Origin of the sequence: Bradyrhizobium sp. UFLA01-814 (assembly GCF_046718885.1) — a bacterium.
Classification (GTDB): domain Bacteria; phylum Pseudomonadota; class Alphaproteobacteria; order Rhizobiales; family Xanthobacteraceae; genus Bradyrhizobium; species Bradyrhizobium elkanii.
Genome location: NZ_JAQOSR010000015.1, coordinates 38,424 through 59,822, shown reverse-complemented (window position 1 = coordinate 59,822; position 21,399 = coordinate 38,424). Strand labels below are relative to the sequence as shown.

At 65.9% G+C, this 21,399-nt stretch carries 18 protein-coding genes and 1 pseudogene; 13 read left to right on the top strand and 6 right to left on the bottom strand.

Annotation, left to right across the window (positions count from 1 at the left end; translation table 11 throughout):
• Positions 1–313: 313 nt before the first annotated feature.
• The 3 genes from PMN64_RS07380 to PMN64_RS07370 all read left to right on the top strand — a co-directional run bounded on the left by PMN64_RS07380 (position 314) and on the right by PMN64_RS07370 (position 2,785).
• Entirely contained in the window at positions 314–1,447 is a 1,134-nt protein-coding gene (locus PMN64_RS07380) for a site-specific DNA-methyltransferase (protein ID WP_411780225.1), read from the top strand.
• Positions 1,448–1,665: 218 nt separating this feature from the next.
• Complete coding sequence (locus tag PMN64_RS07375; protein WP_304500376.1) at positions 1,666–1,962, top strand: hypothetical protein; 297 nt, start codon at positions 1,666–1,668, stop codon at positions 1,960–1,962.
• Positions 1,963–2,098: 136 nt separating this feature from the next.
• Positions 2,099–2,785 carry a glutathione S-transferase family protein gene (locus PMN64_RS07370; protein WP_411780224.1) on the top strand — a complete coding sequence of 229 codons (687 nt, stop codon included), beginning with the start codon at positions 2,099–2,101 and terminating at the stop codon, positions 2,783–2,785.
• Positions 2,786–2,863: 78 nt separating this feature from the next.
• Here PMN64_RS07370 and PMN64_RS07365 read toward each other — a convergent pair whose 3' ends face one another.
• Positions 2,864–3,286, bottom strand: a complete 423-nt coding sequence (locus tag PMN64_RS07365) for a nuclear transport factor 2 family protein (protein WP_038386050.1) — start codon at positions 3,284–3,286, stop codon at positions 2,864–2,866.
• Positions 3,287–3,437: 151 nt separating this feature from the next.
• On the opposite strand from PMN64_RS07365, the gene PMN64_RS07360 reads away from it, so the two are divergent.
• Positions 3,438–4,352, top strand: coding sequence for a LysR family transcriptional regulator (locus tag PMN64_RS07360; RefSeq protein WP_028342962.1), 915 nt, complete (start codon positions 3,438–3,440; stop codon positions 4,350–4,352).
• A gap of 166 nt (positions 4,353–4,518) precedes the next feature.
• Here PMN64_RS07360 and PMN64_RS07355 read toward each other — a convergent pair whose 3' ends face one another.
• A complete protein-coding gene (locus tag PMN64_RS07355) occupies positions 4,519–5,136 on the bottom strand; it encodes a glutathione S-transferase family protein (RefSeq protein WP_304496894.1) in 618 nt (205 codons plus the stop codon).
• Positions 5,137–5,306: 170 nt separating this feature from the next.
• On the opposite strand from PMN64_RS07355, the gene PMN64_RS07350 reads away from it, so the two are divergent.
• On the top strand, positions 5,307–6,611 hold the full coding sequence (locus tag PMN64_RS07350; RefSeq protein ID WP_411780223.1) for a flavin-dependent oxidoreductase: 1,305 nt from the start codon (positions 5,307–5,309) through the stop codon (positions 6,609–6,611).
• A gap of 258 nt (positions 6,612–6,869) precedes the next feature.
• On the opposite strand, the gene PMN64_RS07345 is transcribed toward PMN64_RS07350, so the two are convergent.
• Positions 6,870–7,289, bottom strand: coding sequence for a PaaI family thioesterase (locus PMN64_RS07345; protein ID WP_411780222.1), 420 nt, complete (start codon positions 7,287–7,289; stop codon positions 6,870–6,872).
• A 71-nt stretch (positions 7,290–7,360) separates the two neighbouring features.
• Complete coding sequence (mutY, locus tag PMN64_RS07340) at positions 7,361–8,452, bottom strand: A/G-specific adenine glycosylase (protein ID WP_411780221.1); 1,092 nt, start codon at positions 8,450–8,452, stop codon at positions 7,361–7,363.
• Positions 8,453–8,553: 101 nt separating this feature from the next.
• Here mutY and PMN64_RS07335 point away from each other — a divergent pair, with 101 nt between their 5' ends.
• The 8 genes and pseudogenes from PMN64_RS07335 to PMN64_RS07300 all read left to right on the top strand — a co-directional run bounded on the left by PMN64_RS07335 (position 8,554) and on the right by PMN64_RS07300 (position 18,422).
• Positions 8,554–9,033: a DUF721 domain-containing protein gene (locus tag PMN64_RS07335; protein WP_304496897.1), complete on the top strand. Its 480-nt coding sequence runs from the start codon at positions 8,554–8,556 to the stop codon at positions 9,031–9,033.
• A 122-nt stretch (positions 9,034–9,155) separates the two neighbouring features.
• Positions 9,156–9,812 (top strand): DsbA family protein, encoded by a 657-nt coding sequence (locus tag PMN64_RS07330; RefSeq protein WP_028338651.1) that lies wholly within the window; start codon positions 9,156–9,158, stop codon positions 9,810–9,812.
• A 335-nt stretch (positions 9,813–10,147) separates the two neighbouring features.
• Complete coding sequence (gene smc / locus PMN64_RS07325) at positions 10,148–13,612, top strand: chromosome segregation protein SMC (protein WP_411780220.1); 3,465 nt, start codon at positions 10,148–10,150, stop codon at positions 13,610–13,612.
• A gap of 151 nt (positions 13,613–13,763) precedes the next feature.
• Positions 13,764–14,759: a small ribosomal subunit Rsm22 family protein gene (locus PMN64_RS07320; RefSeq protein WP_411780219.1), complete on the top strand. Its 996-nt coding sequence runs from the start codon at positions 13,764–13,766 to the stop codon at positions 14,757–14,759.
• A gap of 215 nt (positions 14,760–14,974) precedes the next feature.
• Positions 14,975–15,535 (top strand): LemA family protein, encoded by a 561-nt coding sequence (locus PMN64_RS07315; protein ID WP_016839704.1) that lies wholly within the window; start codon positions 14,975–14,977, stop codon positions 15,533–15,535.
• Positions 15,536–15,569: 34 nt separating this feature from the next.
• Positions 15,570–16,786 (top strand): annotated as a pseudogene (locus tag PMN64_RS07310) (M48 family metalloprotease).
• Positions 16,787–16,949: 163 nt separating this feature from the next.
• Positions 16,950–17,693, top strand: coding sequence for a hypothetical protein (locus tag PMN64_RS07305; protein ID WP_028338646.1), 744 nt, complete (start codon positions 16,950–16,952; stop codon positions 17,691–17,693).
• Between the two features lie 60 nt (positions 17,694–17,753).
• Positions 17,754–18,422 (top strand): hypothetical protein, encoded by a 669-nt coding sequence (locus tag PMN64_RS07300; RefSeq protein ID WP_411780218.1) that lies wholly within the window; start codon positions 17,754–17,756, stop codon positions 18,420–18,422.
• 149 nt (positions 18,423–18,571) lie between these two features.
• On the opposite strand, the gene PMN64_RS07295 is transcribed toward PMN64_RS07300, so the two are convergent.
• Together PMN64_RS07295 and PMN64_RS07290 are read right to left on the bottom strand one after the other, a co-directional pair.
• Positions 18,572–19,111 (bottom strand): adenine phosphoribosyltransferase, encoded by a 540-nt coding sequence (locus PMN64_RS07295; protein WP_018273383.1) that lies wholly within the window; start codon positions 19,109–19,111, stop codon positions 18,572–18,574.
• Positions 19,112–19,125: 14 nt separating this feature from the next.
• Entirely contained in the window at positions 19,126–21,291 is a 2,166-nt protein-coding gene (locus PMN64_RS07290) for an anthranilate synthase component I (protein ID WP_411780217.1), read from the bottom strand.
• Positions 21,292–21,399 lie beyond the last annotated feature (108 nt).

Here is a 21,399-nt window from a genome sequence, read left to right as displayed (position 1 = left end):
AATCAATATCCTGCCCGGCAATAATTGCCTAGTCGGAAGGCGCGCATCCCTTGCGGTGCAAACGGCTGCAAATGAGGGCGAATCTACCGCGCGAATCGTGCCGGTTTGATGATCCGCAAATTTTTTCGCCGAACGCGCTGATGTTGCAGCACAACGCCGACGGCACCGCGCCATGTCGCGCAAAAGATGCTGCAATCTTTAGCATGAAGATTTCCAATTAAGTCGATTTTTACTTTGCCGGGTCAATGTGGCGCCAGTCGGTTGTTTAGTCCCGCGTCGCCGACAGCGTCGCCTGAGTCAGAGTTCTTGAGTCATGGTAGTGTCGCGTCGCGGGGCGTCTGCAAGGGCGCCCCGCACTAAATTTGAGAGTGCCCCATCGAGCCACATCGTCATTGGCGATTGCGTGGCCGAATTGTCGAAGCTTCAGGCCGGCTCGGTCGACCTGGTCTTCGCGGATCCTCCCTACAATCTGCAGCTCAAGGGCGACCTCAAGCGCCCCGATGAGTCGCATGTCGATGCCGTCAACGACGACTGGGACAAGTTCTCGTCGTTCGCTGCCTATGACGATTTCACCCGCGCCTGGCTGCTGGCCTGCCGCCGCGTGATGAAGCCGTCGGCAACGCTGTGGGTGATCGGCTCCTATCACAATATCTTCCGCGTCGGCGCCATCATGCAGGACCTCGGCTTCTGGCTCCTGAACGACATCGTGTGGCGCAAGTCCAATCCGATGCCGAACTTCCGCGGCCGCCGCTTCACCAACGCGCACGAGACCATGATCTGGGCCGCGCGCGACGAGAAGGCCAAGGGCTACACCTTCAACTATGAAGCGCTGAAGGCGTCCAATGAGGACGTGCAGGCTCGCTCCGACTGGCTGATCCCGCTGTGCACCGGCGAGGAGCGCCTCAAGGACGGCGACGGCAAGAAGGTGCATCCGACGCAGAAGCCCGAGCAGCTGCTCGCCCGCGTGCTGCTGTCGTCATCGAAGCCCGGCGATCTCGTGATCGATCCGTTCAACGGCACCGGCACCACCGGCGCCGTCGCCAAGCGCCTCGGCCGCAGCTATATCGGCTTCGAGCGCGACAAGACCTATGCCGCCGCCGCCGAGGCACGCATCGCCGCGATCGAGCCGCTGCCGGACGCAACGCTGGCGCCATTCATGACCGCGCGCGAGGCGCCCCGCGTTGCGTTCTCCGAACTGATCGAGCGCGGCATGATCGTGCCGGGCGCAAGGCTGGTCGACGCCAAGAAGCGCCACGGCGCCCTGGTGCGCGCCGACGGCGCCATCATGCTCGGCGACAAGGTCGGCTCGATCCACCGCATCGGCGCGGTCGCGCAGGGCTCGGGCGCCTGCAACGGCTGGACCTTCTGGCACGTCGAGACCAAGACCGGCCTGCGGCTGATCGACGAGCTGCGCGCCGAGATCCGCTCCGAGATGGCGGCGGGCTGAGGCAAGCCGACTAGTCTTCCTCGTCATTCCGGGCTCGCCGCCTCGCGGCGCCCTCAGATGCGCAATTGCGCACCGGGAAATGACACGTCGGGAAAGATGACGCCGTCTTGAATGCGGGCCGCCTTGTTGCGCCGCGACGGCGGGACTAGACTCGGCCCCGTCACTTGCCCGTTTCGATTGGTCGCCCGATGCGAAGACAATCCGAGACCTTGCTGCTGGTGCCGCTGCTGCCGATTTTCCTGCTCGGCATGTTTCCGATGCTGCTGATCGGCCTGCTGGGGTTCTTCGGCCTGATCATCTTCGGCATCCTGCTCGTCTGCGTCGGGCTGACGCTCGCGCTCGAGGCGCATGGCGAGTTCAATGAAGAGATCATCGTCCATGGCTACGCGCGGGGATCAGAACGCGCGACGCAGGTCTCCCATTTGCGTGCTGCGACCCGCTCGGCCGCCGCGCTGGACGTCGCGGGCATCGCGCTGGTCGTCGCGGGTATCCTGGGCTTCTTCTGGGCAGGCTGACCAGCGCGCCACGCGACCCTGATTCACAAACTCGTCGCTTGCGCAGCGCAGCGAAATTTGCGCATGAGGGGATCGTCTGCGGCCTTCCCCGCCGCGTCCCGATCTCGCCGGTTACAAGAACCAAGGGAGTCCCTTCATGATCAAATTCTATTTCAACGGCGCGCCGAACCCGAACAAGGTCGCGCTGTTCCTGGAAGAGTCCGGCCTGCCGTTCGAGGCGATCCCGGTCGACACCCGCAAGGGCGAGCAGTTCGCGCCGGAATTCCTGAAGGTCAACCCGAACGGCAAGGTGCCGGCGATCGACGATGACGGCGTGCTGGTGTTCGATTCGAACGCGATCCTGCTCTACCTCGCCGAGGAGCACGGCAAGTTCCTGCCCGCCAATACGCCGGCCAACCGCGCCGCGACGCTGTCCTGGCTGATGTTCATCGCGACCGGCCTCGGCCCCTATTCCGGCCAGGCCGTGCACTTCAAGCACTTCGCGCCGAAGGATCTCGACTACGCCAACAACCGCTACCAGTACGAGGCGCACCGCCATTACAAGATCCTCGACAATCACCTGGCGAAACAGCGCTACATGGTCGGCGACAGCTACACGATCGTCGACATGGCGTTCTGGGGCTGGGCGCGGATGGCGCCGTTTGTCCTCGGCGAGGAAGGCTACGCCAAATATCCGAATGTCAAGCGGCTGGTCGACGAGATCTCCGCGCGGCCGGCGGCGGCACGCGCGATCGCGCTGAAGGACAAGCACACCTTCAAGGCCGAGATGGACGACGCGGCCCGCGACATCATGTTCGGCCACCTCAAGTCCAAGGTGGCGTAAGCCGATCCACACGACGGCAAGACGACGGCGCCCGGACGGGCGCCGTCTTCGTTTGTGCCGCCCGTTAGCGGGGCACCGCTACGCGGGAAACGCGCCGAGCGCCTTCTCGGTCAGAACCGAGTCGCAATATTCCCGCACCTCCTTGATCCGGCCGCCGTCGAAGCGGAACACCAGGCAATAGTCGTTGTCGTAGCGCTGGCCTTGCTTGGTGAGGTTGTCGCCCTTGGCCTCGACCACGACGATGTCGCCGTCGGCGAGGATGCGATGGGCGACGGTGCGGCCGCGCTCGGCCAGCTTCGAGCGGACATGGCCGTGCAGATCGTTGATGATCGATTGCTTGCCGGTGAAGGTGCGCGACCAGGAATATTGCCCGGTCACGGTCCAGATCGCGTCGTCGGCAAGTGTTGCCATGAACAGCGAGTTCTCGCGCACCGCAGGATCGGGACTGCCCGCGATCACGAACATCTCCTGCACCAGTTTCTTGTTGTCGGCTGCGCTCATGGCGCGTCTCCTTGCGATTGATAGAGCCTGATTTCAGGCGTCTCCTCACGCGAGGCGGGTCTTCGGCTCGCGTGAAAACGCCTTGCCCCCGATCCTGCGGCGCCTGCGCGCATTCTTCCAATCGATAGGAAGTATGATATATATTCACCTGATGAATTTGAATTCGCTTGACCTCAATCTGCTGGTCGCGCTCGACGCCCTGCTGCGCGAAGCCAATGTCAGCCGCGCCGCGATGCGGCTCAATCTGTCGCAGCCGGCGACCAGCCACGCGCTGCAGCGGCTGCGCGACCTGATCGGCGATCCGCTTTTGGTGCGCAACGGCGCGCGGATGGAGCTGACGCCACGGGCGCAGGCGCTGCGCTCGCCGCTGGCCCATGCGCTCGACCAGGTGCGCGCGCTGTTCGTCTCCGACGATTTCGACGCCGCGCGCAGCGACCGGCACTTTCGCCTGATGATGCCCGACCTCGCGGTCGAGCTCCTGATGCCGCCGCTGATGGAGAAAGTGACGCTGATCGCGCCGAACGTCACTATCGACGTGGTGCCGTGGCGGGGACCTGCGATCTTCACGCCCGAATTCGCCCGCACCATCGATCTCGTGATCTCGATCGGCGACTCCTTCAAGGGCTTTCACCGGCAGCGGCTCTACACCGACAGCGATGCGCTCGCGGTCCGGCGCGGCCACCCCGCCGGCACGAAGCTGAAGAAGCGCGAAGCATTCCTCGCCGCCCGCCATGTCGCCGTGATCATCCGCGGCCAGAACGAGGACCTGATCGACACCTGGCTGCGCGCCAAGGGCATCGAGCGGCGGATCGCGCTGGTGGTGCCGGGCTATATCGAGGCGCTGCACGTCACCGCACGCACCGACCTCGTCGCCTTCGTGCCGCGCCGGCTGATCTCGGCGCTGTCGAAGCAATTGTCGCTGATGACGGTGACGCCGCCGCTCGATCCAGGGATCGACGAGCAGCACATGTTCTATCCGACACGGGCGCAGATGGATCCGGGCTCGATCTGGCTGCGCAAGCTGATGCTGGAGACGGGACGCGAGCTGGAGGGAAGGAAGGCATAGCGGCGCGCTCTATCCCCCGTCGTCCCGGCGAAAGCCGGGACCCATAACCACAGGGTTGCGTTGTGAGAGTGAGCTGCGGCCCCAACGTCGCGTAACAACGATCGTTGGTGGTTATGGGTCCCGGGTCGCGCTGCGCTTGCCCGAGACGACACCGAATTTTTGGGCCTTACGTCTTCTGCTCGGCCAGCACCTTCTGCACCGCCGGGCGGCTCTCCATCGCCGCGCGATGCGCCTTCACCTTGGGCAGCGTTGTGATGTCGACCCCATCGCCGTCGAGCCACAGGGTCAGCGTGTAGAGATAGGCATCGCCGACGGTGTAGGTCTCGCCCATCACCCACGGGCCCTTCAGCATGTCGCGCTCGATCAGGTTGAAGCAGGCGCCCATGGTCTTCGGGACCATCGCCTTCATGTCGGCGAACGACGTCTCCTGCGTCGCCCAGCGCGCACCGCGCATCTTGTGGGCGTGGCAGATATGCACCGTCGAGCACAGATAGGAGTTGAAGGCCTGCAGCGTGGCGAATTCGAAGGCGTCGTCGGGCGCGAGCTTCGCCTGCGGAAAGCTCTGCGCGATGTAGGCCAGCATCGCCGGCGTCTCGGTCAGCACGCCGCGATCGGTCACCAGCGTCGGCACGCGGCCCTTCGGATTGATCTTCAGGTATTCCGGGCTGTTCTGCTGGTTGGTCTTGAAGTCGATCTTCTCGGTCGTGTAGGGCGCGCCGGCCTCGGCCAGCGCGATGTGGGACGCCAGCGCGCAGGTGCCGGGAGCAAAATAGAGCTTGAGCATGTTGCAGTCCTCTCCGAGCGTTGTCGGTTCGTTGCGAACCCGGCTCTGGTTCTTGTTTTGACGGCGCGGAGGTTAACGGCAGCGCCATCGGCCGTCCACCCCGCGCGCGCCGCGGACCTTGCCCACGGCGGTGCCGTCGTGCGATGACCATGCCAATTGAGGGATTTTTCATGACTGTGCTCATTGCAGGTGGCGGAATTGGCGGGCTGACGCTGGCGCTCAGCCTGCACCAGATCGGCGTGCGGGCCCGCATCTTCGAGAGCGTGCCCGAGTTGAGGCCGCTCGGCGTCGGCATCAACGTGCTGCCGCATGCGGTGCGCGAACTGATCGAACTCGGCCTGCACGATGTGCTCGACGCTTCTGCGGTGCGCACGCGCGAGCTCGCTTATTTCTCCAAACACGGCAAGCCGATCTGGAGCGAGCCGCGCGGGCTCGAGGCCGGCTACAAATGGCCGCAGTTCTCGATCCATCGCGGCCGGCTGCAACAGCTGCTGCTCGACGCTGCAACCGAACGGCTGGGAGCTCAGAACATCCTCACCAGCCATCACCTCACCGGCTGGACCGAGACCGCCGACGGCGTCCGCGCCGATTTCATCGACCGCGCCACCGGCAAGCCCGCCGGCAGCTATGACGGCGCGGTGCTGATCGCCGCCGACGGCATCCATTCGGCGGTGCGCGAGAAGCTCTATCCGCAGGAGGGGCCGCCAATCTGGAACGGCCGCATCCTATGGCGCGGCATCACCCGTGGCGATGCCTTCCTGACCGGCCGCACCATGATCATGGCCGGCCACGAGATCCTGAAATTCGTCTGCTACCCGATCTCGAAGGAGGCAGGCCCCGACGGCAAGTTCGACATCAACTGGGTCGCCGAGCGGCACATGCCGCCGACCTATCAATGGCGCCGCGAAGACTACAACCGGACCGCCAAGCTCGACGAGTTCCTACCGTGGTTCGAGAGCTGGAATTTCGACTGGCTCGATGTCCCCGGCCTGATCCGGAACTGCCCGCATGCCTACGAATATCCGCTGGTCGATCGCGATCCGATCCCGCAATGGACCTTCGGCCGCATCACGCTGATGGGCGACGCCGCGCATCCGATGTATCCGATCGGCTCCAACGGCGCCTCGCAGGCGATTTTGGATGCGCGCGTGCTGACGCGCGAGATTCTGGCGCATGGCCCGACGCAGGCGGCGCTCGCGGCCTATGAGGCCGAACGGCGGCCCGCGACCACGGACCTCGTGATGCTGAACCGCCGCAACGGCCCGGAGCAGGTGATGCAGCTGGTCGAGGAGCGCGCGCCTGACGGCTTCAAGGTCGTCACCGACGTGCTGTCGCAGCAGGAGCTGGAAGACATCGCCGCCAACTACAAGCGCGTCGCCGGCTTCCAGGTCGAGGGACTGAACGCCAAGCCGCCGATCGTGCAGCGGGCGGGCTTGAGTTGTAGCGCGGCGCACGATCTATCACCGTCACCCTGAGGAGCCGCGAAGCGGCGTCTCGAAGGGTGCACGGCCCGGCCGGTGGCCGTGCATGCTTCGAGGCTCGCTACGCGAGCACCTCAGCATGACGGATTTGCCAAAGCGAGCGCGGCATGGACTAAGCGAGGATCTATTCCGTCATGCTGAGGAGCGCGGAACGCGCGTCTCGAAGCATGGACGGCCTGGATGGTGGCCGTCGCCCCTTCGAGGCTCGCTCCGCTCGTACCTCAGGGTGACGGATCTAAGTTTCGCGCGGCATTACCGTAACGCCCGCGCAGCTTCCACCAGGCGGATGCTGCTGCTCGCGGTCGCGAGCAGCGTGCCGTCGGCTGAAGTCAGCCTTCCCTCGACAAAGGCGATGGTCTTGCCGAGCTGGGTCACCGTCGCCTCGCCGGTGATCGGTCCGGGCTTTGCCGGCGCGAGAAAATTCACGGTCATCGTGATGGTCGTGGTGAAGAGCCGGCCCTCGGTCATCACAAACACCGCCGGCCCCATCGTGTCGTCGAGCATTGCCGAGAGCATGCCGCCCTGGATGAAGCCGGCCGGATTGCAAAACTCCTGCTTGCCGTCGAAGGCCATTTTGATCCAGCCCTCGTGCGGACGTGCGTCAACGAGACGCCAGCCGAGCAATTTTGCGACTGATGGCATCGGGATGTGGTCGAGCGCGGTTGCGATCATGGCGGGCCTCCGTTGTGGCGGAAGTGATAGCGAAGCCCTGCTGCCAACATGGTGTCAGCAGGCTGTCATCGTCAGAGATCGAGCCCATGCGCGATGACCTTGCGTATCACGTTCGGAAACGCCTCGCCGTCCAGCGTCGCCACCGGCACCCAGCGCATGCCATCCGGCGCGCGGCTCCGCGGCGGAACGCTGGCGGTGTAGACGACGAGCTCAAGCGGGAAGTGCGTGAACACGTGGCTGACGACGCCCGCCTTGCGGTGCCAGCGCGTGACGCCCTTCAGTTCCGGCGCCTGGGCCAGTGCCGCCGCGTCGTCCTGCCCGGCAAGCCATTGCGATCCCGGCACCTCGGTCATGCCACCGAGCAGGCCTTTTTCCGCGCGCGAGCGCACCAGGAGTTCGCCGCCCCGCGTCACCACGAAAGCCGCGCCGCGGCGCAAGGTGCCGCTCTTCTTCGGTGCCTTGCGCGGGAACGTTTCCTGGTCGCCGCGCGTGCGCGCCGCGCAGTCGTCATTCAGCGGACACAATGCGCAGGCCGGCTTCTTCGGCGTGCAGATCGTGGCGCCCAAATCCATCAGCGCCTGGGCACTGTCGCCGGCGCGGGACGGGCCGAGCAATGTCGCCGCCATCTCCTTGATCAGCGGCTTGGCCTGCGGCAGCGCCTCCTCGATGGCGTAGAGCCGACTGACCACGCGCTCGATGTTGCCGTCGACCGGCATCGTGCGGCGGTCGAAGGCGATAGCGGCGATCGCGGCCGCGGTGTACGGCCCGATGCCGGGCAGCGCGCGCAGGCCGTCCTCGGTGTCCGGAAACACACCGCTGTGGTCGCCCATCACCGCGACCGCGCAGGCGTGCAAATTGCGCGCCCGCGAATAATAGCCTAGCCCGGCCCACATCCTTAAGACGTCGTCGAGCGAGGCACGCCCGAGCGCCGTCACGTCGGGCCAGCGTGACACGAATTTCTCGAAATACGGCCCGACCGCCCGCACTGTGGTCTGCTGCAGCATGATCTCCGACAACCACACACGGTACGGATCGGCCCGCTCCCCCGCGGCCGCGCGCCACGGCAGCGTCCGGCGATGCCGGTCATACCAGGCGAGCAGCCGCGCCGGGCGGTCGGCGGCGTCTTCGGTCGACTTGGCTTTGGCGGCTGCACGAGAACTCATGGACGTATCTTAAGGCAAATCCCGCCGCGTCATGCCCGGGCTTGACCCGGGCATCCACGTCTTTCTTTGTCCAGGACCGACGGCTGTCCTATAACCCCCTGATGTCCAAACCCGGTCCGATCAGCGCAAAGCCCCTGTCGATCCTGCTCAGCGACGTCTTCACCGACGCCTACGCCAAGCAGGGCTTTGCCGCGCGCGAACTGGTGACGCGCTGGACCGAGATCGCGGGCGAGCGGATTGCTGCCTATTGCGAGCCGCTGAAGATGCAGTGGCCGCGACCGGTGGAGGGGCAGCCGCAGGAGCCGGCGACACTGGTGCTGCGGGTCGAAGGCCCGATGGCGCTGGAGATTCAGCACTCCTCCGACGTCATCCTGGAACGGGTGAACCGCTTCTTCGGCTGGCACGCGGTCGGCCGCCTGACCATCCGGCAGGCGCCACTCTCGCGCCGCAGCCGGCCGGTCCGGCCGCGCCCGCCGGACGCCAAAACCGTGGCCCGGGAGGCGGCCAACCTTGCGGCCGTCGAGGACGACGATCTGCGCGCGGCGCTGGCCCGTTTGGGTGCCTTGATCAAGCGAAATTGACGCTTTTCGGCAGGCCGGCCGCGAGACCGCGGCATTGCCACAATGGCCGTTTCAAGCTAGCGAAGGCTTCCTTTTCGGGACCCCTTCATTGTGGCGTGAATGCGCCAATCCGGGAGCTGACCTTGATCATCACGCGCCGCGCTTTCACCACCGCTCTCTCGCTGACCGGGCTTGCCGCCCTCGCCGGCCTGTCGCCGCTGCGCCTGATCACCGACGCGTTCGCGCAGACCGCCGCCGAGGTCGCCAAGCCTCAGTCGCTGCCGGACATGGGGCTCGGCCCGCAGGACGCCAAGGTGACGATCGTCGAATACGCCTCGATGACCTGCCCGCACTGCGCCAATTTCAACGAGACCGTGTTCCCGAAGATCAAGTCGACCTACATCGACCCCGGCAAGGTCCGCTACGTGTTCCGCGAATTCCCGCTCGACATCAAGGCCGCCGCCGGCTCGATGCTGGCGCGCTGTATCGCCAAGGACGACGCGCCGAAGTATTTTGCCGTGATCGACCTGTTGTTCCGCCAGCAGAACGACTGGGTGGTGAAGAACACCACCGAGACACTGACGCGGATCGGCAAGCAGGCCGGCCTCACCCAGCAGCAGGTCGAGGACTGCCTGAAGGATCAGAAGCTGCTCGACAAGATCGCGGCCGACCAGAAATACGCCAACGAGGTGCTGAAGGTGAACTCGACGCCGACCTTCTTCGTCAACGGCGAAATGCTGAAGGGCGAGACCTCGTTCGAGGAGTTCAGCAAGCACATCGATCCGCTGCTGAAGAGCTGATTGCGCGTCGTTGAGCCTGACGTCGTCGTGCCCCGCTTTTGAGTCGGGGCACGATAATTGTGGATGATTTGCGATCACGGCATGCGGCCGTCGCATTATTTCGTTGTTGAAAACCTGATTCGCGTGATGCGAATCTCCGAGGACATGCAGAGGCCACAAAACCCCTGCAAATCCCTTGGGAAAAGCTTGGTCAAGCGGTTGCCCTGACGCACGGGCATCGCCATTGTCGCCGCTCATGAGAGCTGCACGCAGCAACTCACCCACACACCGACATTGCCTTCCATGGTATTGTCACGGCAGGGAGATTCGCGCCCGGCCAAACGAGATTTGTGTACATGAAGCTCACGCGCCTCCGCCTGCACGGTTTCAAGTCGTTCGTTGAACCCACCGATTTCATGATCGAGCCGGGCCTGACCGGCGTCGTCGGACCGAACGGCTGCGGCAAATCCAATCTCGTCGAAGCGCTGCGCTGGGCGATGGGTGAGACCTCGCACAAGTCGCTGCGTGCCGCCGACATGGATGCGGTGATCTTCGCCGGTTCGGGCAACCGTCCGGCGCGCAACCACGCCGAAGTCGTGATGACGATCGACAATTCCGATCGCTCGGCGCCGGCCGCGGTGAACGACAGCCAGCACTTGGAAATCTCTCGCCGCATCGAGCGCGAGGCCGGCTCGGTCTACCGCATCAACGGCCGCGACGTCCGCGCCCGCGACGTGCAGATCCTGTTCGCCGACGCCGCCACCGGCGCGCGTTCGCCGGCGCTGGTCCACCAGGGCAAGATCGGCGAGATCATCCAGGCCAAGCCCGAGCAGCGCCGCCGCGTGCTGGAAGACGCCGCCGGCGTGGCGGGCCTGCATGCCCGCCGTCACGAGGCGGAACTGCGGCTCAAGGCGGCCGAAACCAATCTCACCCGCGTCGAGGACGTGATCGGCCAGCTCACCGGCCAGATGGAAGGCCTGAAGAAGCAGGCGCGCCAGGCGATCCGCTACCGCGAAGTCGCGGCCAAGGTGCGTAAGTCCGAGGCGATGCTGTTCCATCTGCGCTGGATCGAGGCCAATGCCGACGTCAACGACGCCGCGCAGACCCATGATATCTCCGTGCGCGAGATGGCCGAGCGCACCCGCGAGCAGGCCGAATCCGCCCGCATCCAGGCGATCCGCGCCGCCGAATTGCCGGCGCTGCGCGATGCCGAAGCGCGCGCCGCCGCCGGCCTGCAGCGCCTGACCAACGCGCGCGAGATGCTCGACCGCGAGGAGCAGCGCGCCAAGGAGCGCGTCGGCGAGCTCGATCGCCGCCTCACCCAGTTCGCCCAGGACATCGCGCGCGAGCAGCAGCAGACTTCGGATGCCGACATCGCGCTGCAGCGGCTCGACACCGAAGACGCCGAGCTCAAGGAAGAGATCAAGTCGCGCGTCGAGAAGCGCTCCGGCGTCGACGAGCGCGTCGCCGAGGCCGAGGAGATTCTGGCCGCGACCGAGCGTCAGTTCTCCGAGCTGACCACGCAGCTCGCCGATCTCACCGCCAAGCGTAACCAGCTCGAAGCCGGCGTGCGTACGCATCGCGAGCGGCTGGCCCGGCTCGATCAGGAGATCGCCAACGTCCAGGCCGAGGAAACCAAGCTCGCGCAGGAGACCGGCAATCTCGGCGACATCGACGCGCTCGCCGCCGCCATGGAGATGGCGCAGCAGACGCTTGCCGAGTCCGAGGCCGCCGTGCAGACCAGCGAGGCGCATCACGCCGCCGCGCGGCAGACGCTGGAAGCCTCGCGCAATCCGCTCACCGAAGCCGAGAAGCGCGTGCAGCGGCTGGAGACCGAAGCCCGCACCATCTCCAAGCTCGTCACCAGCGAGACCAAGAACCTGTGGCCGCCGATCATCGACGGCATCACCGTCGCCAAGGGCTATGAGAAGGCGATCGGCGCGGTGCTCGGCGACGACCTCGATGCGCCGGTGGATTCCTCCGCGCCGATGCGCTGGACCAATATCGGCGTGGCCGGCGAAGATCCGGCGCTACCCGATGGCGTCGAGCGGCTGGCCGACCATGTCCAGGCGCCGCCGGAACTGGCACGCCGCCTGGCCCAGATCGGCGTCATCGCCAAGGAACGCGGCGCCGCGCTGGTGTCGCAGCTGAAGACCGGCCAGCGGCTGGTGTCGCTCGAAGGCGACGTCTGGCGCTGGGACGGCTTTGTCGCCGACGCGCATGCGCCGACCGGCGCCGCCCGCCGCCTCGCCGAGCGCGCCCGCCTGGTCGACATCGAGCACGAGCTGGAACAGGCCCGCATCGACGCCGCCGCCAAGCGCCAGGCGCTGGAGACGGCCGAAGAAGAATTGCGCTCGGCGTCCGCCGCCGAGGGCGCCTCGCGCGAAGCCGTGCGCGCCACCCGCCGCGAGGCCGACGCCGCGCGCGAACGCCATGCCGCCACCGAGCGCGAGATCAACCGCCACGCGGCGCGCAAATCGGCGCTGACCGAGGCGCACAGCCGCGTCGCCGCCGACCGCGCCGAGGCCGAAGCCGCGCATGAGAGCGCGGCTGCCGCGCTCGCCGAACTGCCGCCGGGCGTCGAGACCGAGGCCCAGCTCGCGGCGGTTCGCGCCGAGATCGACAATCAGCGCCGTGCCGCGGCGCAAGTCCGCGCCGAGGCGCAGGCGCTCGCCCGCGAGGCCGAGCTCGCCGACCGCCGCGTGCAGGCGATCGTTGCCGAGCGCAATGAGTGGCAGAACCGCAAGACCAGCGCCGCTTCGCAGGTCGAGACCGTCGAGGCGCGCATCGCCGAAGTGTCGGCCGAGCGCGAGGAACTCGCCAATGCGCCGGAAGTGTTCGCCGAGAAGCGCAGCGCGCTGATCACGGAGATCGAGCACGCCGAGGGCGATCGCCGCATCGCCGCCGACGCGCTGGCGACCGCGGAAGCCGCGATGGCGGAAACCGATCGCCTCGCCAAGGCCTCGCTCGAAGCGCTCTCCTCGTCCCGCGAAGCCACCGCGCGCGCCGAGGAGCGCATGGAAGGCACCCGCCGCCGCCTCTCCGACATCGAGCGCGAGATCCACGACATGCTCGAGGTCGAGCCCAGCGCGGTCGTCGGCATGGCCGAGATCGAGCCCGGGCAGGAGCTGCCGCCGGTCGCGCAGGTCGAGGAAGAGCTCGAAAAACTGCGCCGCGACCGCGAGCGGCTTGGCGCCGTCAATTTGCGCGCCGAGGAAGAGCTCAAGGAAGTCGAGACCCAGCACACCGCGCTGACAACCGAACGCGACGATCTCGTCGAAGCGATCAAGCGGCTGCGGCAGGGCATCCAGAGCCTCAACCGCGAAGCACGCGAGCGCCTGCTGACCTCGTTCGAGACCGTCAACAACCACTTCAAGCGGCTGTTCACCGAGCTGTTCGGCGGCGGCGAGGCCGCACTGCATCTGATCGAGAGCGACGATCCGCTCGAGGCCGGCCTCGAGATCATCGCCAAGCCGCCCGGCAAGAAGCCGCAGACGCTCTCGCTGCTCTCGGGCGGTGAGCAGGCGCTGACGGCGCTCGCGCTGATCTTCGCGGTGTTCCTGACCAACCCGTCGCCGATCTGCGTGCTGGACGAGGTCGACGCGCCGCTCGACGACCACAACGTCGAACGGTTCTGCACCCTGCTGAACGAGATGACCGGCTCGACCGAGACACGCTTCATCATCATCACGCACAATCCGATCACGATGGCGCGGATGAACCGGCTGTTCGGCGTCACCATGGCCGAGCGCGGCGTGTCGCAGCTGGTGTCGGTCGACCTGCAGGGCGCGGTGGACATCCTCGACCAGAACGTGGCGTAGGCGTAGCACCTGCGCGTCGACGTCATTTCGTGATACCTGCGCCTACGCATCGTCATTGCGAGGAGCGATAGCGACGAAGCAATCCATACCTCAGCACGCGGCGCTATGGATTGCTTCGCTCCGCTCGCAATGACGTGGGATAGTCCGTCACATGACTTCGCCCGATCTCCCCGCCGAACTCAGAGCAGCCCTCAACGCCCGCCTCGAAGGCCTGTCGCGCAGCGACGCCGCCGGCCGCGCGGCGGTGATCTCGCAGACCTATCGCGAAGGCGGCGGCTCCTCGACGATCAGGACCGCGACCGATGCGCTGGCCTATGCGTTGGCGCGGATGCCGGCGACCTATGCCGCCGTGGTGGCGAGCCTCAATGCGCTGACGGAGATCAGGCCGGACTTCGCGCCGGCACGCCTGCTCGATGTCGGTGCCGGTCCGGGCACCGCGACCTGGGCCGCTGCGGAGGCGTTCACGTCGCTGCGGGAATTCAGCCTGCTCGACGCCAACAGCGCGCTGCGGTCATTGGCCGAGGAGCTGTTTCACGGCAGCATTCGCCTGCACGACACCAGCTACGAACTCGGCCAGGCGCGTGCGCTGCTCGACAAGGCCGAAGCTGCCGACCTCGTCGTCGCCAGCTACATGATCGGCGAATTGAGCGAAGCCGAGCGCGCGGCACTGGCCGATGCGCTGTGGGCGAAGACCGGCGACACGCTGCTGGTCGTCGAGCCCGGCACGCCCGCCGGCTATGCGCGGATCATCGCATTGCGCGCACGCCTGATCGCCGCCGGGGCGCATGTCGTGGCACCCTGCCCGCATGACGGCGGCTGTCCGCTGGTCGCGCCGGACTGGTGCCACTTCTCGCAGCGCCTGCAGCGCTCCCGCGCGCACAAGCAGGTCAAGGGCGCCGACGTTCCGTTTGAGGACGAGCGCTTCGCCTATGTCGCGCTGAGCCGCGCGCGCGTTGAGAACAGGCCATCGCGCGTGCTGGCGCAGCCGGACGTCGGCAAGGTCGAGGTTGCGGCCAAGCTGTGCACGCCCGAGGGCGTATCGGTTGCGAGGATCCCGCGTCGCTCCAGGGCCGAATACGCAAGCGCCCGGCGCTGGCGCTGGGGCGATGCGGTATCTCGTCGTCCCGGCGAAAGCCGGGACATATAACCACCGAGGTTTGTTGTGAGTGAAGCCGTCGCCGCTTGTGCCCCTTCCGCGGGCCGCGGCGTATGGGTCCCGGCTTTCGCCGGGACGACGGAATATGTTGAACCGATGTCGGCCAACCTTCGACTAACGCTTGCCCACCTTTCCGCGGCGGGCTGCCCTGCGCCCCGATCTTGGGCTACGGTGCCGCCGTCTCGTCCATCAGGAGCTGCCCCGTCATGTCGACCAGCTGGATCGTTATCGGCGTCATCGTGCTTCTCGTGCTGTTTGCGTTCGGCGCCTACAACCGCCTCGTGGCGCTCAGCCAGCGGGTCGGACAGGCCTTTGCCGACATCGACGTGCAACTCAAGCAGCGCCACGACCTGATCCCGAATCTGGTCGAGACGGTGAAGGGCTACGCCGCACATGAGCGCGGCACGCTCGACGACGTCATCAAGGCGCGCAATTCGGCGATGTCGGCGCAGGGTCCGGCCCAGGTCTCGGCGGCGGAGAACCAGCTCTCCGGCGCGCTCGGCCGGCTGATCGCGCTGTCGGAGGCCTATCCGGACCTCAAGGCCAACGCCAACTTCCAGCAGCTCGCCTCCGAGCTTTCCGATCTCGAGAACAAGATCGCCGCCAGCCGCCGCTTCTTCAACAACGCGGTCCAGGAATACAACACCGGCATCCAGCAGATGCCGGCCGCGCTGTTCGCCGGCATGTTCGGCTTCACCCGCAAGGATTTCTTCGACCTCGGCGCCAGCCGCACGGAGGTCGAGGCGGCGCCCAGCGTGAAGTTCTGAGGCGCAACGCGCGCCGGCGAGAGGCTGCTCCGTCATGGCCGCCTATGGTCTCTACACGCATATCGCATCGAACAAGTTTCGTTCGATGCTGCTGCTTGCCGGCCTGTTCCTGCTGATCTACGTGCTGGTCTATGCCGGCGCGCTGGTCGCGGAGGTGATGATCGATAGCGGCCGCACCGTCGACTATTACCTGACGCGGGCCTCGCGCGACCTGGTCTCGGCCTTGCCGTGGGCGACGATCGCGGCGGTGGCCTGGATCGTGATCGCCTATTTCTTCCACCAGAAGATGATCGACGCCGTCACCGGCGGCGAGAGCGTGACGCGGCAGCAAGAGCCGCGGCTCTACAACCTGCTGGAAAATCTCTGCATCTCGCGCGGCATCCCGATGCCGAAGCTGAAGGTGATGGACAGCCCGGCGCTGAATGCGTTCGCGACCGGATTGAACCGGAGCCAATACGCCATCACGGTCACCACCGGCCTGTTGAACGCGCTGAACGACAAGGAGATCGAGGCCGTGCTCGGCCACGAGCTCACCCATATCAAGAACGGCGACGTACAGCTGATGGTGATCGCCGTGATCATCGCCGGCGTGGTCGGCTTCTTCGGCGAGCTGTTCTTCCGCCTGTTCACAAACCTGTCGTGGAATTCGAGCGGCGGCGGAGGCGGCTGGTCGTCTTCATCCTCTCGCTCCTCGTCATCCTCCTCGGACCGCGACAGCAAGGGCTCGGGCGGCGGCGCGATCGTCGTGATCATCATCGCGGTCGCGTTGATCGTGCTGGCCTGGCTGCTGTCGCAAGTGGTCAAGCTCGCGCTGTCGCGCTCGCGCGAATTCCTCGCCGATGCCGGATCGGTGGAGCTGACCAAGAACCCCGACGCGATGATCTCGGCGCTGCGCAAGATCGAGAACCGCGGCGAACTGCCGGACGCCACCTCGGCCGTGATGGAACTCTGCGTCGACAATCCGCGCGAGGGGTTTGCCGACCTGTTCGCCACCCATCCCTCGGTGAAGTCCCGAGTCGATGCCCTGGTGAAATACGCCGGCGGCCACGATCCCGGACCGCTGGCGCTGCCGGACGAGACGGAGCCGCAGGATGAGCCATCCGCGGCGGGCGACCAGCCTCCGCCGGTCACCCATGGCCCGTGGGGCGACAAGCCGCGTGCACCGGCGAACAATCCGCCAGCGCTGCCGGGCAACAACCCCACGCAGGGACCATTGGGTCCTCTCCAGGCCCTTGGGGACGACACCGCTAATCGCGCCCTAGCCTACTCAGTCCATTAAGGAAATTCCCACCAAACCCATCGTGGGCGCCTTAAGGAATTGAATTCTCCCTCGTTTCTGCCATGTTCGCGCCCAAAGCAGTGTGGGGACTTGCCGATCGCCATCGCGGTCGGGAGCGCGCTTTAAGGGACTTCCATGGCAAAGCCGGTTGTGATCGTGGTGGGCGCCGACAAGGGCGGGGTCGGCAAGACCACCGTCTCGCGGACGCTCCTGGACTATTTCAGTGCCAATAACGTGCAGACCCGGGCGTTCGACACCGAATCGCCGCGCGGCACGCTGAAGCGCTTCCATCCTGACATCACCGAGATCGTCGACATGACGACGACCGCGGACCAGATGAAGATCTTCGATACGCTGAACTCGGGGCCCTCGGTCACCGTGATCGACGTCCGCGCCGGCCTGTTGTCGCCCGCGCTGGCCTCGCTGCGCGATATCGGCTTCCTCGACGCGGCGCGCTCCGGCCAGATCACCTTCGCCGTGTTCCATATCCTCGGCCCGTCGATCGCCTCGCTGGACGAGATCGCCGAAACCGCCAACTTCATGAGCGGCGCGAAGTATTTCCTGGTGAAGAACTTCATCAACGACACCCAGTTCTTCCAATGGGACCAGGCGACCTACAACTCCTACTTCCACCGCATCAAGGATGCGACCGACCTCACGATCCCGAAGCTCAACGAAATGGCGTATGAGCAGGTTGAGGTTTCCTCGGTTCCGTTCCTGAAATTCGTCGCCAACAAGGGCAAGGAAGACGAGGCCGCGAACTACTCCTTCGTGCTGCGCGGCTATGTCCGGCACTGGCTCGCCAATGTCTGGAGCGAGTTCGACCGGATCAAGCTGACCGACTTGGTCGGCGCCAAGTCGGCCAAAGGCGAAAAATAGTCAGACCTTCGACCTTGATGGGGCTGGATTAGGCGAAAATTTGGCCTGATATAGCGGGCGATGTCGTCCACGCCCGTTTACATCATCTGCTCGCCCCGCCCGCAGGTCGGCAAGACGCTGATCGCGCGGCTGCTCGGCGAATTCCTGTTGCTCAAGAACGGCGACGTGGTCTGCTACGACATCAATCTGAAGGAGCCGTCGCTGCTCGACTACCTGCCGCGGATCACCGAAACCGCTGACGTGATCGACACCTACGGCAAGATGCAGCTGATGGACCGCGTCATCGCCAATGACGGCATCGGCAAGGTGATCGACCTCGGCTACCACGCCTTCGACGAATTCTTCAGAATGTGCGACGAGATCGGGCTGATGAAGGAGGCGCTGCGCCGCCGCGTCGCACCGGTGATCCTGTACGTCGCCGATACCGACCGCGCCTCGGTGCGCGCCTACCAGACACTGCGCGGCATGATCCCGCCGAATGCGCTGATCGTCATCGATAACGAGTTCGTGGTGCGCGGCGAGTTGCCGCCTGCCATGACCGCCAGCCGGGTGCTGCGCTTCCGCGCGCTGCCGGTGTTCCTGAAGACCTATATCGACCGGTTGAACTTCTCCTTCACCGGCTATCTGCGCCAGGAAAAGGATTCATCGACCGAGCTGCATCAATGGATCCGGCGGAATTACACCACGTTCCGCGATCTTGAATTGAGCGTGCAGTTGCAGAGGTCGTAACTGTCGTCCCGGCCAAGCGAAGCGCGAGGCGGGACCCATAACCACCGCAGTGCGTTTGGTGAAGGCTGGGGCTGCAGCGGTCTTCATAACCACTATTGGTGGTTATGGGTCCCGGCCTTCGCCGGGACGACTATGTGGAGAGAGTGGCGCTAATGCCCCTCGAACGCCATCAGCGTGCGCACCGGAACGTCCATCGCGCGCAGCTTGGCGGCGCCGCCGAGATCGGGGAGGTCGACGATGAAGCAGGCCGCGACCACATTGGCGCCGATCTGGCGCAGCAGCTTCACCGCGCCCTCCGCAGTGCCGCCGGTCGCGATCAGATCGTCGACCAGGATCACGCGCTCGCCCGGCTGCACGGCGTCGGCATGCATCTCCATCTCGTCGATGCCGTATTCCAGCGAGTACGCGATCCGCACCGTGGTGTGCGGAAGCTTGCCCTTCTTGCGGATCGGCACGAAGCCGGCGGAAAGCTGATGCGCCACCGCGCCGCCGAGGATGAAGCCGCGGGCCTCGATGCCCGCAACCTTGTCGACCTTCGCCCCCGCCCAGGGATGCACCAGCTCGTCGACCGCGCGGCGGAAGGCCCTCGCATCCGCGAGCAGCGTCGTGATGTCGCGAAACAGGATGCCCTTCTTCGGGTAGTCCGGGATGGTGCGAACGGTCGCCTTGATGTCGTGGTCGAAGGTCATTGGTCTCGCAATCCTCAATTGGCCGGCGGATTAAGCCGGAATGCATTCTCGACAATGCGCAGGCCCACCTCGTTGCCGAGCGACATCAGCGACTCCGGATGGAATTGCACGCCGCCGACCGGCAGGGTCTTGTGCTCGATCACCATCGCGACGCCGTCCTCGGTGGTCGCGGTCACCGCTAGCACCTCGGGCACGCTGTCGCGCTCGACAAACAGCGAGTGGTAGCGGCCGATCACGATCTCGTTGGGCAGGTTGCGCATCAGCCGGCCACCGCGCACCTGGACGCGCGACGGACGGCCATGCGCGGGCTGACCGAGCTGGCCGAGCTGGCCGCCGAAATACTCGCCGATCGCCTGCACGCCGAGGCAGACGCCGAAGATCGGCAGCTGCTTCTCGAGCGCGGTATCGATGGTCTTCGCGATACCAAAATCCTCCGGCCGACCCGGTCCGGGCGACAGCACCAGGAGGTCCCAGCCCTTCTTCTTGAGCATGTCCTGGGCATGGATATGCCTGACCACGGTGACGTTGGCGCCGACCTGGCGGAAGTAATCGGCCAGCATGTGCACGAAGCTGTCGTCGTGATCGATCAAGAGCACGTTCTTGCCGGAGCCGGTGGCGTCGGGCGCGAAATCCGACAGCGGCTTCGGCGGATCGCCGCGCAGCGCCTGGAACAGCGCCGCGGCCTTGACCTGGCACTCGCGGTCTTCGGCGGCGGGATCTGAATCGAACAGGCAGGTCGCGCCGACGCGCACCTCGGCGAGACCGTCCTTCATGCGGATGGTGCGGATGGTGAGCCCGGTGTTGATGCTGCCGTCGAAATTGACGCAGCCGATCGCGCCGGCATACCAGCGCCGCGGCGACCGCTCGTGATCCTCGACGAACTGCATCGCCCACAGTTTCGGCGCGCCGGTCACCGTCACGGCCCAGGCATGGGTCAGGAAGGCGTCGAGCGAATCGAAGCCCGGCCGCAGCATGCCCTCGACGTGATCGACGGTGTGGAACAGCTTCGAGTAGGTCTCGATCTGACGCCGCGCCAGCACCTTGATGGTGCCGGGCACGCAGACGCGCGCCTTGTCGTTGCGGTCGACGTCGGTGCACATGTTGAGCTCGAACTCGTCCTTCTCCGAGTTCAGGAGCTTACGGATCTGCTCGGCATCGCCGATCGAGTCCGAGCCGCGTGCGATGGTGCCCGAGATCGGGCAGGTCTCGACCCGGCGGCCGTCGGAGCGCACGAACATCTCCGGCGACGCGGAGACCAGGAATTCGCCGTCGCCGAGATTCATCAACGCGCCATAGGGCGACGGGTTGATGCGGCAGAGCCGCTGGAACACTTCCGCCGGCGAGCGCTCGCAAGGCTCGGCGAACAGCTGCCCGGGCACCGCCTCGAACAGGTCGCCGCGGGCAAACGCCGCGCGCGCGACCTCGACGGTCGCCTGATATTCGCCGGGAGCGTGATCGGCAAAGCCCTGCCGGCCGTTCCTGGCGTAGAGGCTCGGCGCGGTCTCCTGCGACTGGCCGGCGGTGGATTTGCCCTTCCACGCGAACTCGTAAGTGAGCGCCACGCCGCGGCCGGTGGCGCGGTCATAAGCCAGCAGCCGGTCCGGCACGTAGAGCACGATGTCGCGCTGGTCGGCCTCGCGGGTCCGCTTCTGCACGAGGTCCTCGATCTGGAACACGAGGTCGTAGGCGAAGGCGCCGAACAGGCCGAGCAGCGGATCGGCATTGGAGGTGAACGCCGCCACCATGTCGCGCACCAGCGACATCACGCTGGCGCGGCGGGTACGCTGGTCTTCTTCGACCGGCGCGGCGCCGCGGATGATATGGCCGGCGAGCCGTGTTGGGGTCCGCTCCGATATCACGACGCAGGGCTCGCGCAGCACGTCGCCGAGGAAAGCGATCAGGACCTCGCCGCGCGGGTTCAGCGCCTGCAACGAGAAGTTGGTGCCTGACGTCTCCAGCACCAGCGGCGGATCGGCAAAGCCGAGGTCAAAGCTCTCGTAGCGGCCCGGTACCGTCGTGCCCGAGGACAGCACCACGCCGCGGCGGCGGTCCAGCAGCGCGATCAAATCGTCGAGGCGGTTGGCGCCGCCGGTGAACTGCTCGACCACGCGCGCGACCGCAAGGCCGCCATTGGTCAGGTATTCGCTCTTGGCCGGCAGGGAGAAGACTGTCCTGTTCATGTGATCCTCTTACGAGACTTGCCGAGAGAGCGCCACACAGGACAAACGAAGGGCAAATAAACTAACCATCGGTCGCACTGCGATGGCGACCTTCGACGTTTGTGAAAA